The organism is Agrobacterium sp. DE0009, assembly GCF_007680755.1.
GTDB lineage: Bacteria > Pseudomonadota > Alphaproteobacteria > Rhizobiales > Rhizobiaceae > Agrobacterium > Agrobacterium tumefaciens_B.
The window spans coordinates 1,224,793-1,240,195 of record NZ_VEIU01000001.1; the positions used below are offsets into that span (position 1 = coordinate 1,224,793).

14 protein-coding genes are annotated in these 15,403 nt (G+C 59.5%); 4 read left to right on the top strand and 10 right to left on the bottom strand.

All coding sequences use genetic code 11. The annotated features are described in order from the left end of the window. Positions 1-31: 31 nt before the first annotated feature. The 9 genes from FS804_RS06300 to FS804_RS06340 form a co-directional block, all read right to left on the bottom strand. Positions 32-781 carry a F0F1 ATP synthase subunit A gene (locus tag FS804_RS06300; RefSeq protein WP_004440258.1) on the bottom strand — a complete coding sequence of 250 codons (750 nt, stop codon included), beginning with the start codon at positions 779-781 and terminating at the stop codon, positions 32-34. 61 nt (positions 782-842) lie between these two features. Next, positions 843-1,208, bottom strand: a complete 366-nt coding sequence (locus FS804_RS06305) for an AtpZ/AtpI family protein (protein WP_063947733.1) — start codon at positions 1,206-1,208, stop codon at positions 843-845. 270 nt (positions 1,209-1,478) lie between these two features. Continuing rightward, entirely contained in the window at positions 1,479-2,642 is a 1,164-nt protein-coding gene (locus FS804_RS06310) for a cell wall hydrolase (RefSeq protein WP_186376676.1), read from the bottom strand. 365 nt (positions 2,643-3,007) lie between these two features. Then, complete coding sequence (locus tag FS804_RS06315; RefSeq protein ID WP_063947731.1) at positions 3,008-4,927, bottom strand: potassium transporter Kup; 1,920 nt, start codon at positions 4,925-4,927, stop codon at positions 3,008-3,010. A 15-nt stretch (positions 4,928-4,942) separates the two neighbouring features. Continuing rightward, a complete protein-coding gene (locus FS804_RS06320; RefSeq protein ID WP_144575654.1) occupies positions 4,943-5,920 on the bottom strand; it encodes a magnesium transporter CorA family protein in 978 nt (325 codons plus the stop codon). Positions 5,921-6,256: 336 nt separating this feature from the next. After that, on the bottom strand, positions 6,257-7,429 hold the full coding sequence (locus FS804_RS06325; protein WP_144575656.1) for an Mrp/NBP35 family ATP-binding protein: 1,173 nt from the start codon (positions 7,427-7,429) through the stop codon (positions 6,257-6,259). Positions 7,430-7,548: 119 nt separating this feature from the next. After that, positions 7,549-8,772, bottom strand: coding sequence for a CmpA/NrtA family ABC transporter substrate-binding protein (locus FS804_RS06330; RefSeq protein WP_144575658.1), 1,224 nt, complete (start codon positions 8,770-8,772; stop codon positions 7,549-7,551). Between the two features lie 77 nt (positions 8,773-8,849). Beyond that, positions 8,850-9,590 carry a LuxR family transcriptional regulator gene (locus FS804_RS06335; protein ID WP_063947727.1) on the bottom strand — a complete coding sequence of 247 codons (741 nt, stop codon included), beginning with the start codon at positions 9,588-9,590 and terminating at the stop codon, positions 8,850-8,852. 208 nt (positions 9,591-9,798) lie between these two features. Beyond that, positions 9,799-10,638, bottom strand: coding sequence for an IclR family transcriptional regulator (locus tag FS804_RS06340; RefSeq protein ID WP_144575660.1), 840 nt, complete (start codon positions 10,636-10,638; stop codon positions 9,799-9,801). Positions 10,639-10,748: 110 nt separating this feature from the next. On the opposite strand from FS804_RS06340, the gene FS804_RS06345 reads away from it, so the two are divergent. Genes FS804_RS06345 through FS804_RS06360 form a run of 4 tightly spaced genes read left to right on the top strand, consistent with a single transcriptional unit; the run spans position 10,749 to position 13,970 of the window. Then, the gene (locus FS804_RS06345; protein WP_186376677.1) at positions 10,749-11,519 is read left to right on the top strand and encodes an SDR family NAD(P)-dependent oxidoreductase; all 771 of its coding nucleotides are present in this window, start codon (positions 10,749-10,751) and stop codon (positions 11,517-11,519) included. Beyond that, positions 11,519-12,433: a 2-dehydro-3-deoxygalactonokinase gene (locus tag FS804_RS06350; RefSeq protein ID WP_144575664.1), complete on the top strand. Its 915-nt coding sequence runs from the start codon at positions 11,519-11,521 to the stop codon at positions 12,431-12,433. The genes FS804_RS06345 and FS804_RS06350 overlap by 1 nt, the downstream gene beginning before the upstream one ends. Before the next feature lie 15 nt (positions 12,434-12,448). Beyond that, positions 12,449-13,078, top strand: a complete 630-nt coding sequence (locus tag FS804_RS06355) for a 2-dehydro-3-deoxy-6-phosphogalactonate aldolase (RefSeq protein ID WP_144575666.1) — start codon at positions 12,449-12,451, stop codon at positions 13,076-13,078. 4 nt (positions 13,079-13,082) lie between these two features. After that, the gene (locus FS804_RS06360) at positions 13,083-13,970 is read left to right on the top strand and encodes an SMP-30/gluconolactonase/LRE family protein (protein WP_144575668.1); all 888 of its coding nucleotides are present in this window, start codon (positions 13,083-13,085) and stop codon (positions 13,968-13,970) included. 49 nt (positions 13,971-14,019) lie between these two features. On the opposite strand, the gene FS804_RS06365 is transcribed toward FS804_RS06360, so the two are convergent. Beyond that, positions 14,020-15,372: a bifunctional diguanylate cyclase/phosphodiesterase gene (locus tag FS804_RS06365; RefSeq protein ID WP_144575670.1), complete on the bottom strand. Its 1,353-nt coding sequence runs from the start codon at positions 15,370-15,372 to the stop codon at positions 14,020-14,022. Positions 15,373-15,403 lie beyond the last annotated feature (31 nt).

The window sequence follows — 15,403 nt, forward strand, 5'->3', positions numbered from 1 at the left end:
CGCCCGTTTCCGGGGCCAGCGACTTTACTTCTCAGTGACCGCCATGCACGGCGTCGTTCAGGTACATGCAAGTCAGTACCGCGAAGACATAAGCCTGCAGGAAGGCAACGAGAAATTCGAGAGCGGTCATGGCGACCGTCATGATGAGAGGCAGGACTGCGCCGCCGACGCCGAGCGCGCCGAGCGCGCTCATGGAGGCGACGAAGCCTGCGAAAACCTTAAGCGTGATGTGGCCGGCCAGCATGTTCGCGAAAAGACGGACGGAAAGACTGATCGGACGCGACAGGAAGGAGATCATTTCAATCGACGCCACAAGCGGCAGAAGCGCCTTGGGCACGCCCGAGGGGGCAAAGATGCCGAAGAAATGCAGGCCGTGCTTGTAGAAACCGTAAACGACGACCGTGCCGATAACGAGGCAGGCAAGCGCGAAGGTAACGATGATCTGGCTGGTGACCGTGAAGAAATACGGGAACATGCCGAGCAGGTTTGCCGTCAGCACGAACATGAACAGCGAGAAAACGAAGGGGAAGAACACCATGCCTTTTTTGCCGGCGCCCTCACGCAGCATGGAGGCGATGAACTCATAGGACATTTCGGCAACGGACTGCATGCGGGTCGGGATAAGACCGCGGTTCGACGTTGCGAAATAAAGGAAACCCGAAGCAGCAGCCACGGTCGCGACCATGAAGAGCGACGCATTGGTGAAGGAAAAATCGACGCCGCCAATTTCGATCGGAATGATCGGCTGCACCAAGAACTGATGGGTCGGATCGTTTGCCACCGGCTGCCCTCTTTACCTGTCGCCGCCTGTCGCGGCATCTCAACTGTAAGGAAAAACAGCCTTAAAGGCCGCGTTTTCCACCCTCGTCCTGTCTGTCCGCTTTCTCCAGCAGCGGCGGCTTGGCCACCGCTCCGGTCGAGCGCAACACATTCAATACGCCTGCGCAAAAACCGAGAAGAAGAAGAACGATCATCCCCCACGGCGACGTGCCGGCAAAATAGTCCAGAAGATAACCCAGCATAGCGCCGACCACGATGGCCGAAATGAACTCCGATGAGAGCTTTACCGCCATCGCAAAGCCTTTCCGGCTTTCCGCAGCATTTGTCTCCGCCCTCACTTCCGCCTCATCATCCGCCTTCACCTTTGCCAACTCGTCGGCTAGGCGCTTGCGGCGCTCGTCCAGACTATCGTCACGGTTGCCAGTCATCTTAGAATCCCACCCATTTTCTCCGTTCCAGCCATGCCAGAACCCTTTGGAGTTGTAAACGGTGACGGATTAAGCCTGTTCCAGCCCGCTCTGAAGTCGCGCGCAACATAGTTTTAGGGGCTTCTCTAGTCAAGGCACAGATGACGGTTGTTTCAGCACAAATTAATGACGCAAAAACAATGGCTTGACTCAAAATCCCAGTTTAAGGGCGATGTTTCGCGGGGGAATCGGCATTTTTGACACGCAAAATGCGACAAATTGCCGGTGGTATCAGCTCCAGCCGCCACCATAGGTACGGTAAAAGACATGCAGGCCGATTCTGCCGACCTTCTTCATGGTCTTGCCCCAGGCCGGACGCACATAGACGGCGTGATAATGGGTGGCGGAGCCAACTTCCTTCAGCCAGATCTTGCCAGCGGTGGTCGCCATCGCCACTTCGCGCGCCATCTTCCAATGGCGCTCGGAATTCACGCGGTCCTTGATGTTATCGCAGGCGAAGGAGAACTGGCAGCGGTTGCGCCAGTCCTTGTTCTGGTAAACCACGCCGCAGATGGTTTTTGGATAAGCGGGATTGCGCACGCGGTTGAGGATGACCTGGGCCACCGCCGCCTGACCTTTAACGGACTCACCGCGCGCCTCGAAATAGATGCCCGACGCGAGGCATTGCTGTTCGGCCGGAGAGAACACGGCTGCCGGCAACGGCGTTGCGGCCCAGGCGTGGTCATCAGGGTTGATCTGCGGCACGAAGCGGCCGGTCTCCGGCTTTTTAAGAATGGCGTCGAATGGGGATTCGCGGGCGAAGTCCGGTTCGGCCGGCGCATAGGCGGTGGCGAGAATGTCCGGTGTGCGGTTGGTAATGAGTTCGGCCAGCATCGGCGAGACGCTCTTATCCGCCTTCTTCTCGTCGCGGCGGAAATAGAAGGAGGCGAGCTCTATATCCTTGCCGCGCTTCGGTTTGACGAAGGCGGTGCGATCCTTGCGCTTCAGCGGCTCTATATCCAGCATCGAGGTGCGCTGCAGCACCGAACCCGCGGTGAAGGCCTTCGGCGGCTGCATGATTTCGGTGGCGACGATGCGGCCCTTCTTGGCGGCACGGTTGACGCGTTCGCTGTCAGGCGTTGTCGTCTCTCCCTTCTTGTTGGTGACGAAAGCAACCTTGCTGCCATCCGGCAGGGTCATGCCACCACCATGCAGCGCCTCGTCGCCCTGCGCATCGTTGAATGTGAGGGAGGCATTGTGCGTGGAGCCGGCCGGAGAGGCGGTCAGCACCATGCGCCATTGTTCGCCGCCTTTATCCAGGCCTGCCAGTAGCGAGGCAAGATCCGCCCGCGCGGCAAGCGAAGGAAAGACAAGCCAGGCCGCGAGGCCGAAGACGACGGGTGACGTCCAGCTGGACGCCCATCCCGGGAAGGACACGGGGGACCGACGACGCATGACTTTTTTCGAACGCAAAACCAGCACTCCGAACACCGACAACCGAATTTTCTACAGGTGTTCGAGAATCTCTTATTAACCTTGATGGATGGTTAACGCCGAAAGGGAAGATGTCTTCACGTTAATGTGTGAGGATATTCTGATGCCGAGGTCTGAAGTCTATTTCGCATGTGCCGATCTTAACTGCCAAGCAGGACATCTCCACATCCGTCATTCCGGCCTCGAGCCGCAATCCAGCGGAGACGCGTCGGCGCGCGTAAAGACCCCTTTCAGCCCAAAGACTTGGGCTGGCTGGATACCGGCTCAAGGCCGGCATGACGGAGAGACCGAGATCGCCCAGCTACATCGAGGAGATGCCTGCCCCGTCACACGACGACGTGTGAACCGAGTTCCACCACGCGGTTGGCGGGCAGGCGGAAATAGTCCGAGGGATCGGCGGCGGTTTCGGCGAGCGCGATGAACAGGCGGTTCTGCCAGCCCGGCATGCCGGACTTCGGGTCCGGCACCAGCTTGCGGCGACCGAGATAAAACGAGGTCGACATGATGTCGAACTTGTACCCGGTGCGGCGCAGATAGCCCAGCGCCTGTGTGACGTTCTGGGTTTCCATAAAGCCGAAATGCAGTTCGACCACAGCAAACCGGTCACTGAGTTTCGTCAGCGTGTAGCGATCTTCAGGATGAACGCGCGGCTGATCCTCGGTGCGGATCGTCAGGATGACGTTCTTGTCATGCAGCACGTGGTTGTGCTTGAGATTGTGCAGCAAGGCGGCTGGGGCTGCGTCCGGATCGCCGGTGAGGAAAATCGCGGTGCCAGGCACACGCACCGGCGCATGAGCGCTTTCCTTTTCAACCGAAGCAACGAAAGCCTTCAATGGCACGTCACCACGACGGGTTTTTGCGAACAGGATTTTCGAGCCGCGCTGCCAGGTCGTCATGATGATGGTGAAGGCGATCGCCAGGAGCACAGGCACATAGCCGCCATCGTGGATTTTCAGCAGGTTTGCCCCAAGGAAAATCAGTTCCAGCACCAGAAGCGGCGTCAGCACCGCAAGGGCAAGCCAGATCGACCATTGCCAGCGCTTGCGCACGAATTCGAAGAACATCAGGCTGGTGACGACCATCGCGCCGGTGACCGAAATACCGTAAGCGGTCGCCAGCGCATCGGAACTCTTGAAGGTCAGCACCAGCGCGACAACGCCGAACAGCAGGATCGTGTTGACGGCCGGCAGGTAGATCTGCCCGGTGTTGGTCTCCGAGGTGAAGAGGATTTCCATGCGCGGCAGGTAGCCGAGGTGGATCGCCTGACGAACCAGCGAGAACGCGCCCGTTATCACTGCCTGGCTGGCAATGATGGTGGCGGCGGTGGCCAGAATGACGGCGGGCAGGATCGCCCATTGCGGGAACATCAGATAGAAGGGATTGGACATCGCCGCCGGGTCCTTCAGAACCAGCGCGCCCTGCCCGAGATAATTCAGCGTCAGCGCGGGAAACACCAGACAGAACCAGGCCCACTGGATGGGGCGGCGGCCGAAATGGCCGAGGTCTGCATAAAGCGCTTCCGCACCCGTGATCGTCAGGAACACCGCACCGAGAACGACGATGCCGTAAAAACCTTCATTGGCCAGAAACTCCACCGCATGCCAGGGGTTGAAGGCAAAGAGAATGCCAAAATCGTCTGCGATATGGATGAGGCCGGCACCGCCCATCACAAGGAACCAGACCGCGGTGATCGGCCCGAAGAATTTCGCGACCGTTCCGGTGCCGTGCGACTGAATCGCGAAGAGGCCAATCAGGATGCCGACCGAAATCGGAATGATGAAGGCGTCCATTTCCGGCGTGACGAGTTTCAGGCCTTCCACCGCCGAAAGGACTGAAAGCGCCGGGGTAATCATGGCATCGCCGAGGAACAGCGCTGCACCGATGAGTCCAAGCACGATGAGGACGCTGCGATGCGTGCCGGCGGTCTTCATCAACAGCGCCAGCAGCGACAGCGTACCGCCTTCGCCGTCATTGTCGGCGCGCAGCAAAAGCGTGATGTATTTAAAGGTGACGATGATCGTCAGAGACCAGATCATCAGCGATGTGAGGCCGATGACTTCCTCCTGCGTCACGCCGTCATAGGCGATGGGGCGCAAAGCTTCGCGAAAGGCGTAGAGCGGGCTGGTGCCGATATCGCCATAAACGACGCCGATGGAACCAAGGATGGCGGCATAGAGCCCCTTGTTCTTGTGCGCGTCATCCGCATCCGGCTTCTCGGCAACATCCTTGTCAGCGATCTGGGACATGATGATCCTGGCTCCTCAGAGCCAGCCCTTCCAACGAAAAAAGAGAAACGGGATGATTGCGGACAGCACCATGACGATCAGCGCAAGTGGATAACCAAATGTCCAGTTCAACTCCGGCATGAGCTGAAAGTTCATTCCGTAGATGGAGGCCACCAGCGTTGGCGGCAGGAACACGACCGAAGCGATCGAGAAAATCTTGATGATGCCGTTCTGCTCGATATTGATGATGCCAAGCGAGGCGTCGAGCAGGAACGTCAGATTGCCCGAAACGAAGGAGGCATGTTCGTTCAGCGACTGGATATCGCGCCCGATGGACTTGCCCTGCTCCCTTGCGCCCTTGTCCGCGCTCGCCTGAGCGCTGGTGGAAAAGAACGTTTGCAGCCGCGCCAGCGATGCAAGACTGACGCGGACCTTCGAAATCAGCCGATGATAGGCAGCAATATTGGTAAGACGATCCTCGAGATACCGCGGTGCCTTGCGCTTGGAACGGGCCTGGCTACCGAGAATATCCGCAGCGAGATTATCGATCCCGGCGACCGAATTTTCGAGAATTTCCGCCGTGCGGTCGACAATGGTTTCGAGCAGCTTCAATAGCAGCGCCGTGCCGCTGCGCATCTCATGGGGCGCGCGGGTAATGGCAGCGATAAAAAGATGGAAGGATTTCGGCTCTGCATAGCGGATCGTCACCAAACGGTTGCCGGCCAGAACAAAGGCAACGTCGGTCAGGCGCGGATCGTCCGAATCCGCCTTCCACACCAGAGACGCTGTCATGAAGACATTGGCGTCTTCCATATAGAGTCGGCTGGAGGGCTCGATATCCTTCAGGTCTTCGCGTGTGGGCAGCTCGACGCCCAGCAGCTTTTCCACATGCTGCTCTTCCGCCCTGTCCGGATTGACGAGATCGATCCAGACGATGTCGTCGGGAATCGGTCCGGAGCCGTCGTGTGCCGACAGGCTGATCGCCTCGCAATTGGCGCGATAGGCTTTTATCAATCCGTTTCTCCGCTCCGCATCGCAGGCTTACCGCAATGCTGCTTAACATATCCTGTTTGCGGTCGGCAAACCTTTGGACGACACTTCAGGGAACGACGGAACGAGCGGGATCACCCAATCCCGAAAGCCCGATGGACCAAGAGCCAAACGGCGCAGGCGTATGCGCCCAAAGCGGAATGCAATCAAGCAATATTTTTTCGCAACAGCATTGCAGGCGAAGCATTTCTTGCGCTCGAATCCAGAAAAGCTATCGCGTACCTCCGGATAACCTTCTGTTTTCGAACATCTATTTAAAGAAGGCAGATGCGTCGCCGAGTATGAGCCATGCCCGGCGCGTTATTCGAAAACGATCTTCGGCGCGGCTTTTCGCTCGCTCGTCCCGATGCGCGCCCAGACTTTTTCAGCGATATCGCGATAGATCGCAGCCTGCGGACCGTTGGGATCGGCGACGACAACAGGCGTTCCCGCGTCCGACAATTCGCGTATGGCGATGGTGAGCGGCACCTCGCCGAGAAAGGGAACCCCGATCCTTTCAGCTTCCGCCTTCGCGCCGCCATGGCCGAAAATATCGTAGCGCGCGCCGGTGTCCGGGGCGATGAAGTAGCTCATATTCTCCACGACGCCGAGGAGCGGCACCTCTACCTTCTGGAACATGGTGATGCCCTTGCGCGCATCGGCGAGCGCCAGATCCTGCGGCGTGGAGACGATGACGGCCCCGGCGAGCGGCACCTGCTGGGCGATGGTCAGCTGTGCATCGCCGGTGCCGGGCGGCATGTCGAGCACCAACACGTCCAGGTCACCCCAAGCCACTTCGCGCAGCATCTGCATCAGGGCGGACTGCACCATGGGTCCGCGCCAGATCATCGCTGCTTCCTCATCCACCAGAAAGCCCATGGACATGACCTTCAGCCCATAATTCTCCATGGGAAGAATGATGCGGTCTTCCTGTTGTTTTGGGCGACCGGAAATTTTAAGCAATCGCGGCAGCGATGGGCCGTAAATATCGGCGTCGAGCATACCGACCTTGAGGCCGAGCGATTGCAGGCCAAGCGCGAGATTGACCGATGTCGTCGACTTGCCCACTCCGCCCTTGCCCGAAGCTACGGCGATAATGGACTTAACACCCGGAACGCCAACCTTCGACGAGCCGGGCTGCGTGGCGGGCCGACCGGGCGCGGCGGCGGGCCGACCGGGTCCGGCGGCGGGCCGACCGGGTGCGGCGGCCGGGCGCGGTGGGGCGGGTTGCTGCTGGCCGGGTTTGCGATCGGCCGTCAACGCCACAACCGCGCCGACAATGCCTTCCACACCCTTGGCAGCCCGTTCGGCTGCAAGCCTGAGCGGTTCCATTTCCGACGCCTTGTCGGCAGGCACAGTGATCGAAAAATACGCCTTGCCATCAGCGATGAAGATTTCCGAGACCATGCCAAGCGCGACGATGTTCTTATCGCTGCCAGGATAAATGACGGCCTCGAGCGCCTTTTCAACCTGACTTCTGCTGACCTCTGCCATAATCCTGCTCCCGCTACTTCATCCGATCGCTATTGCGTGCCATCCATAGACAAGCCTTGGCGCTTCGCCAATGGCAAAGCGTCATGGCGACGCATTCGTGACGACTTACCGCTGCGGTTTCAGATTTCGTCGTCCATCGCCAGCCTTTCAGGATCAAAGACGCGGCCGTCAAAAAAACAGTCGGGGCCGAGGACAAGGCCCGTGCGGGATGCGCCGACGTGAACGGGTTCCTTCAGGGTTCCCTCCAGCTTCAGATTGGCGCCGGGCACCGGCACGAAGAGCGGCTTCATGGCCTTGCGGAAAATATCCGGCCGGTAGGCGTTGCGGGCTGCCTCGACCATGGCTGCATCTTTACGGTAGTCGGCCGAGACCTCGCCCCAACGCACCATCTGACTGAAGAACCAGAGGGCCTGGCTTTGCCAGGGGAAATTGGCAGCCTTGGCGCTGGTGACGAAAAACTCCTGAAAACGCTGCATGTCCTTGAGCGAGGTGGAAATATAGCCCGTCAGTGCCGGCAGCAGATATTCGCCATTTTCATCGAGATATTGCGGGGCGGCCAGAATGCCGGCGAGTTCCTCGATATTCGTCGTATTCGCACACCATTCCCCGGCGCGGTAAAGCGCGCGCAGCAGCGCTTCCAGAACAGCAGCGTTGTTTTCCGCCCATGGCGTTTTCACCGCCAGTATCTTTTCGGGGGCGTTGTGCCAGACCAGCGCCCCCGTCGTAACAATGCGGCCGTTCCCGCCCAGCACCACGGCGCTGCCTGCCGGCTCTGCCGCGCAGAGAGCATCGACCTCGCCACTTTCCAGCAGTCCCGGCATGGCCTTGGGCAAGGCTTCAACGATTTCCATATCGCGGCCGAGCAGCACGCCATAGCTGCCAAGCAGATATCGAAGGGTGTAAAGCGGTGTCGAAACAAAGTCTTCGACGGCAAAAACCGGGGGCTTTCTACCCTCCGTGCGTCGCGCCGCACAGACGCGGGCCATGGCCCGTCCGAAGGCGCCGGGATCGGGCAGCTTCAACCCCTCGCGATACAGCTCGTCGTAAAAATCATGGGAAACGGTCGTTGCCGATCCGCCAAGGGAGAGCGTGAAAACGCCGACGATATTGGCCGGCAGATCATCGAGGCCAACGGCGGAGCCGACGGGCACCGGTGCGGGAAGGTGGGCAACATGGATATCGTCGTTGCCGAGTGCCGACAGCACAGTGGAGGCGGAGGGCTGTCTGTAGAGATCAAGATCGATGCCTTCATCGGCAGCAAAGCCTTTTTCGGCAGCGGCTATCAGCACGGCGCAATCGATAGTCGGAGAAAATCCCGCTTTAATCCTATGCCGTTCCGGCAACGATTTCTCCTTTCCGGTGATTCGGAAGGAGGATCGCCCAGGATGCGCTTTATCACAATGAAAAAATTACGGTTTCGCTACTTTATGATGCCGACGCGCAGGGCCTTCGCAACGGCCTGGGTGCGGTTGACCGTATCGAGTTTTTTCGTGGCTCGATTGAGATAGTGATTGATGGTGTGTTCCGACAACATCATGATCTCTGCGATCTCCGCACTGGTCTTGCCGGCGGCGGTCCAGTTCAGGCAGTCAATCTCGCGCTCGCTCAATGTTTCGGGAACACGCAGATCAAGACGGCGGATCTCGGATAGGCGGGCAAAGACATGCGCGGAGATGTAAAAAAGCTCGGCCAGCCGCGCCTCGGGCAGCACCGTCTTGTTGCCGGAAAAGGAGACGGCACCGCGTGTGAGCGTGACATCATGCACCGGAAACCAGACGGAATTGATCATCTCGAAGCGTTCGAAAAGCGCGACCACGCTTTTCTTCAGCACGTGCCCCTCGCCTTCGACCAGAAATTCCAGCGAGACGGAAAAGGGCACGGTGGATTTTCTGAGCTGCGCCATGACCCGGCTGTGCTGCAACTCCCCTTCTTCATCATAACGTTGCAGCAGTTCGGCCGGCCAGCTTGTGATGACAGTGTATTGCGACAATTCGCTCGAGACCTCGGTGGAGAGGTCAAGCACCATGAAAGCCTTGAATTCCCACGCTTCGGTCAGCCGCTTCAAAAAGCGGAAAATATCGAACTGCGTGTTAAGGCCAGCGATCTCGCGAACGCAATCAACACCAATCGACTTTAAGGCTGCCGCCTCTGTTTTCTGCATGAAAGCTGTTCTTCGAGAAAGAGAAATGCCGCTGCAAAGGCTGCCTTTGCGCGGAAATTGTTGCGGATGTTACTCAACAAAACGATTCACGCAAACGAAAGTTGAAAATAAATTTCGAATAGTCGGAAATAGTATTGGAAGATGGTCAGTGAAGCGCGTTGCGGCCTGCTCCACCAGCGAAGTCTGCCGATTGACCGGCTTGTTTTCTTCAATTTCCTGCAACCGGGGATAATCTGCAGGCAAGATCAGCGGAAATATTATCGGCGGTTTGACGCAACAGGGGAGCCCACCGTCGAAGCTGGGCGATATCCACACGATAGGCGGGACCAGTGACAGATATCGCCGCCCGGAAGTTGCGGCCCGGCGCGCGGACAGGCGCGGCTATGCAGTGAATTCCGAGCTCATGCTCCTGAAGGTCGAAACCGTAACCGTTCTGGAAAATCGCTTCCACATCGGCAACGAGCGCTTCGGCCGTCACAATCGTATTGTCGGTGAAGCGGTGATACTCCAGTTCCGCCGCCAGTCGGGTCAGCTCTTCAACGGGCAGCAGCGACAGCGCTGCCTTGCCCACCCCGGTGCAATAGACCGGTGAGGTTTTGCCGACCTGCGAGTGCATGCGCAATGTATGCTGACCTTCCATCTTGTCGAGATAAGTGACCTGATTACCATTCAACACGGCGAGATGGACGGATTCCTGCGTCGCCTGCTGCAAGGCAGACAGATGCGGACCCGCGACGCTGCGCAGGTCGTTGCCGCTCCATGCCTTTGCGGCCAATTGCAACAGCCTCAGCCCAACCGCGTAGGTCTGGTCGGCCGCATGATCGACAAGCCCTTCGGCAACAAGATGGGAGAGCTGGCGATGGACCGTGCCGCGCGGCTGGCCGCAAGCGTCGACCACATCGGTAAAGCGCATGGGTTTTTCGGCAAAGGCGATCAATTCAAGCAACGAGACGGCCTTGCCGAGCGTGCCGGTATCCGTCCCGCGTTTCTGCCGCGGGGTTGGAACCGCTTCAGGCTCCTGCCCATTGGGGTTTTTATGATCGGACATGACAATCCACCGCCATTTGCCTTGACATGACGGTCACGCCAAGAGAATAATTCCATTTATTAAAATCTAGTTCCGAATATTGGAACAATCAAGCGTTCTTGGATGAGATGATGCCGATGACACAAGCCCGATTTCCAGACCTTAAGGATGCGGGCGTGCTGGTCACGGGCGGCGGGTCCGGCATCGGGGCAAGTCTGGTGGAAGCCTTTGCCATGCAGGGCGCGAAGGTCTCGTTCATTGACATCGCCGAAGAGCCGAGCGTTGCACTCGTCAAGCGGCTTGCGGCGACGGCCGAGCATCCGGTCCATTTTTTCAAAGCCGATCTGCGGGATATAGCGGCGATCGGGAAGACGGTGGAGGCAGCGGCCTCCGCCACCGATGGCATCAAGGTCCTGGTCAACAATGCCGCCTGGGACGATCGTCATGACATAGACGCCGTGACGGAAGCCTATTGGGATGCCAATCAGGCCGTCAATCTCAAGCAGATGTTCTTTACCGTCCAGGCCGCCCTGCCCTATCTCAGACAGGCGGCGGATGCATCCATCGTCAATTTCTCGTCGATCTCGTTTTTGCTGAACATGGGCGAACTGCCGTCCTATGCAGCGGCGAAGGCCGGAATCATCGGGTTGACGAAAAGCCTTGCCGGCCGGCTGGGGCCGGAGAATATCCGCGTCAACACGCTGCTGCCCGGCATGATCGTGACGGAGCGACAGAAGGAACTGTGGCTCACGGATGAGGGCATTGCCGCCACCACCGCGCGGCAATGCCTGAAGCGCACGCTCGTCGCCGCCGATCTCTCGGGCCCGTGCCTGTTTCTCGCATCATCGGCATCAGGCGCCATCACGGCGCAATCCATAATCGTAGACGGAGGCCTCCTATAATGTCCGAACCCGCTTTCATCGCCGTCGACTGGGGCACGACCAGTTTCCGGCTCTGGCTCCTGAGCCGGTCGGGCGCGGTGCTGGCAGAACGCAGAAGTTCGGAGGGCATGACCACGGCCATGCGGACCGGTTTTGCCGAGGTCCTGCAATCGCATCTCGACGCCATCGGCGCGCCTGAAGGCTTGCCGGTTCTTGTCTGCGGCATGGCGGGCGCGCGACAGGGCTGGGTTGAAGCGGGCTATATCGACGTGCCGGCATCGCTTTCGCGGGTGCTTGATGGCGCGGTTCGCGTCCCTGAGCAGGTGCGGGATGTTCGCATTCTGCCGGGGCTGGCGCAACGGGATAAAGATGCGCCCGACGTGATGCGCGGCGAGGAAACGCAATTGCTCGGCGCCCTCGCCTCCTCCGGGGCGGGTGAAGCGCTGGTCTGCATGCCGGGCACCCATTCCAAATGGGTTACCGTCCGGGATGACGGCGTGACGGAATTTGCCACCTTCATGACCGGCGAACTCTTCGACGTCATTTCGAAGCAGACCATCCTTTCCCATGCGGTGGCAGACGCCGACGCCTTTACCGGCGAGCATGCCGCCTTCACGGCAGCGGTCCGCGACATCTACGCCACGCCGCAGCTTGCGACCAATCGCCTTTTCACCCTGCGCTCCGGCCAATTGCTGCACGGCCTCACCGCCACGGACGCCAAAGCCAAGCTCTCCGGCATCATGATCGGACTGGAAATCGCTGGCGCTCATTCGGCTGCAACACGAGACACGCCGGTGGTTCTGATCGGTTCCGGTGCGCTTGGCGCGCTTTACGAAGCCGCCTTCACCGCGCTTGATATCCACTATACGGTCATTGACGCCGACGACGCCGTGCGGCGCGGATTGCTGGCCGCTGCCAGTGCCATCTGGCCATAAGAAGAAAGATCGACCATGCGTATTCCCTTTCCGTCCATCAAATATCCGCTGATCGCCATTCTGCGCGGCCTGAAACCCGAGGAAACCGAAGGCGTCGTCGGCGCGCTGATAGAGACCGGCTTCCGCGCCATCGAGATCCCTCTCAACTCACCCGACCCCTTCCAGTCCATCGAAATCGCCGCAAAGATGGCGCCGGCGGATTGCCTGATCGGGGCTGGCACGGTCCTCAGCGTCGACGACGTCGCTTCTCTCGACGCCGCCGGCGGCAAGCTGATGGTAAGCCCCAATGCGGATGCTGAGGTCATTACCGCAGCGCGTGAAAAGGGAATGGTGACCATGCCGGGTGTTCTCACCCCAACTGAAGCGCTGGTGGCCGCGAAGGCAGGTGCCACCGGACTCAAATTTTTCCCCGCCAGCATCATCGGCCCGGCGGGTATCAACGCGATCAGGACCATCCTGCCCAAGGATCTGGTGATTGCCGCTGTCGGCGGCGTTTCCGACAGGAATTTTTCGGAATACACGTCGGCCGGCATTACTGCCTTCGGGCTCGGCACCAGCCTTTACAAGCCCGGCATGACGGCTGCCGACGTGCGTGAACGCGCAACCGTCACCCTGTCAGCCTATGATGCAGCCATTGGAGGATAACAGCGTGGCAACAGTTTTTCCGTTCACCGGACGTGTTCTTGACGATACCCCCATGCTGCTCGGCGAGGGGCCGACCTTCGATCCGGCGACGGGAACCGCCTGGTGGTTCAACATTATAGGCCGCGAATTGCATGAGTTGCACCTCGCCTCCGGCCGCAAGACCGTGCACACCCTGCCCTTCATGGGAAGCGCGCTTGCGAAGGTGAGCGACAGCAAGCAACTGATCGCCTCCGACGATGGCCTGTTCCTGCGGGATACGGCAACAGGCGTGCTGAGCCTGCATGCAGAACTTGAAAGCGACATGCCCGGCAACCGCTCCAATGATGGACGCGTCCACCCCTCCGGCGCATTCTGGATCGGCACCATGGGCCGCAAGGCGGAGACCGGCGCCGGCAGCATCTATCATGTCGCCAAAGGCACGGTGACAACGCTGTTTTCGGATATCAGCATTCCGAATTCGATCTGCTTCTCGCCTGATGGCGCGACGGGTTATTTCGTCGATACCGACGTCAACAGGCTGATGCGCGTGCCGCTCGATGCCGCGACCGGTCTGCCGACCGGCAAGGCGGAGCTCTTTAACGATTCCAGCGAGGCCGATGGTGGCGTCGACGGATCGGTCTGCGATGCCGAGGGGCACATCTGGAATGCACGCTGGGGCGAAGGCGCGGTCGATCGCTATGATGCCAACGGCAACCATATTGCCCGATATGAAGTGCCTGCCGGACAGACCACCTGCCCCGCCTTTATCGGCCCTTATGCCTCGCGCCTGCTCGTCACATCAGCGCGTGAGAATCTCGATGAGGACGCGATTGCCGATAATCCGCAGCACGGCTTGACCTTCGAACTCGGTGTCGACGTCAAGGGCAGGTTCGAGCCGCTCTACAAACTCTGACGGAAGATCGGGCATTGCGCATCCCAGCGAATGCCCGATGCAAACCATCTCAGGAGATATCCGACAATATTTCCCGATAGTTTTCGTGCAGGTATCGCTGGGTGGCAGCGGCATCGGCAGGGCGACCGTAAAAATAGCCCTGCCCCATAGCGCAGCCAAGCGCGCGCAGTTTTTCCTCTTCCGCCCGCTCTTCTATCCCTTCCGCCACCACTTCGAGATCAAGCCCTTCGCACATCGCAACGATGGCCTTGATGATATGTTCGGAAGGACGGTCACTGCTGATGCGGGACACGAAGGCGCGGTCGATCTTGACCTTGTCGAAGGTAAAGTCACGCAGCCGGCCAAGACTCGACTGGCCGGTGCCGAAATCGTCGAGCGAGATGCGCACGCCCGCCCCCTGTAGCTCGCTGATGATGCGCTGGGCGGTATCGGCCGAGGTCATGACGGCCGTTTCGGTGATTTCCAGCTCCAGCCGGTGCGGATCGAGCCCCACACGCGCGAGAATGGACAGGATATTGTCCGCCGTGCTGGGGTCCATCAACTGCGCCGAAGACAGGTTGAAGGAGAGAAAAAGCTCACGCGGCCAGAACAGCGCCGCTTCGGCCGCCTTCCTGAGCAGCGTCTCGGAAAGTGCATCGATGAAACCGCGTTCTTCGGCGAGCGGAACGAAAACGGCAGGCGATACGAAACCGAGGTCCGGATCGTTCCAGCGGGCGAGCGCCTCGAACCCGATAACCTTCGCTTCTTCCAGCCGGACGATGGGCTGGAAATGCACGTCGATCGCATCGGTGATGATGGCGTTTCTGAGCGCCTGCTCCAGCTGCGTGGCGCGCTTCATTTCCTGCGCGATTTCCCGCGAATAGACGGTGATCTGGCCACGGCCGCGCCGTTTCGAGCGGTAGAGCGCGGTCTCGGCGCTTTTCAGCAGATCCTCGAATTCATCGCCGGCGAAGGGATAGATGGCAAAACCGAAAGACGATGACAGGCGGACATTGCGGTCGCCGAGATCGTAAGGGGCCGACAGCACGTCCTTGATCATGTTGCCGATGCGCTCCGCGCCGGTGCGCTCGAAAACCAGCGGCAGCACGAAGGCAAACTCGTCGCCGTCATGGCGCGTTACGATGGCACCATCGGGAATGCAGGCCTTTAGCCGGTGCGCCACCTGGCAAAGGATTTCATCGCCCGCCTGAACGCCGAAAAGATCGTTGATGGGTTTGAAACCGTCGATATTGGCAATACCGACCGTAAAGGGCGCAGGATCGCTGGACCGTTCGCTCGCAAGCATGCGGATCTTGTCCCGCAGGCGGTAGCGATTGCCGAGCCCCGTCAGCGGATCGCTATAGGCCATGGCCTGCAGCTCATTCTGGCTGACCTGCAACGCCTGCGGCTCTGCCCGTTTCATTCCTGCATCTCGTGAATCCTGTGTCGACGCG

Coding starts and splice junctions, on each gene's coding strand:
- FS804_RS06310 (WP_186376676.1), bottom strand. CDS start 2,642: ATGCGTCGTCGGTCCCCCGTGTCCTTCCCGGGATGGGCGTCCAGCTGG.
- FS804_RS06340 (WP_144575660.1), bottom strand. CDS start 10,638: ATGTCCGATCATAAAAACCCCAATGGGCAGGAGCCTGAAGCGGTTCCA.
- FS804_RS06305 (WP_063947733.1), bottom strand. CDS start 1,208: ATGACTGGCAACCGTGACGATAGTCTGGACGAGCGCCGCAAGCGCCTA.
- FS804_RS06365 (WP_144575670.1), bottom strand. CDS start 15,372: ATGAAACGGGCAGAGCCGCAGGCGTTGCAGGTCAGCCAGAATGAGCTG.
- FS804_RS06355 (WP_144575666.1), top strand. CDS start 12,449: ATGCGTATTCCCTTTCCGTCCATCAAATATCCGCTGATCGCCATTCTG.
- FS804_RS06325 (WP_144575656.1), bottom strand. CDS start 7,429: ATGGCAGAGGTCAGCAGAAGTCAGGTTGAAAAGGCGCTCGAGGCCGTC.
- FS804_RS06350 (WP_144575664.1), top strand. CDS start 11,519: ATGTCCGAACCCGCTTTCATCGCCGTCGACTGGGGCACGACCAGTTTC.
- FS804_RS06315 (WP_063947731.1), bottom strand. CDS start 4,927: ATGTCCCAGATCGCTGACAAGGATGTTGCCGAGAAGCCGGATGCGGAT.
- FS804_RS06345 (WP_186376677.1), top strand. CDS start 10,749: ATGCCGATGACACAAGCCCGATTTCCAGACCTTAAGGATGCGGGCGTG.
- FS804_RS06335 (WP_063947727.1), bottom strand. CDS start 9,590: ATGCAGAAAACAGAGGCGGCAGCCTTAAAGTCGATTGGTGTTGATTGC.